The organism is Ruegeria sp. BF6 (assembly GCF_056538665.1).
In genome coordinates, this window is sequence record NZ_JBQFTN010000056.1 from 1 (window position 1) to 580 (window position 580).

Genomic DNA, 580 nt, shown 5'->3' on the forward strand with positions numbered 1-580 from the left:
AAGACCAACCCAAACGCCTGCCACCCCAACCCTTCCGAGAAATCGGCGCAAACGCAGTGCTGCGCTGGAAAGAATGGAAAGCGCGCGACGAATAGGTGGGAGTGATGGAGAGGCCGGAATATCTGTCAAACACTTCGATCGTACAGAAATTGACGATTGGCCACCTCTCAGACGCAGAAACGGCACAGCAAGATTGATCAACAAAATGCCCCGCTAATCCCAGTGCCAACGTCGGTCTCCAGAGCAGATTACTGTGTAATCCATATTCCCTTTGGCGACAAAAAAGGTCCGCCTGAAACGGCGGACCAGTCGGGGAGTGCGTTGAGGGGTCAGTAGCTCTGGTTCAGTTCATCGGCGGCCGGGATTTCGCGTTCGCGCCGGGCGATGTAGTCCAGCAGCGCCTCGTTTCTGGCCTCGTCCAGTTTCGGCTCTTGATATTCGGCCAGCAGCTTGCGCGCATGTTTCAGTGCTCGTTCCGTAATTTCGACACTGCCTTCCGCCTGCCATTGTTCGATCGAGTTGTTGTCGAACATTTCCGGCATGAAGAACGCAGTCTGAAAGTTCTCCTGCGTGTGCGGGT

General features: G+C 55.2%; 1 protein-coding gene. It reads right to left on the bottom strand.

The window, feature by feature from the left end; all coding sequences use genetic code 11:
- Nucleotides 1-329: 329 nt before the first annotated feature.
- The coding region (locus tag ACR0IM_RS24545; RefSeq protein ID WP_480683484.1) for a trimethylamine methyltransferase family protein at nucleotides 330-580 on the bottom strand (251 nt) is incomplete at its 5' end.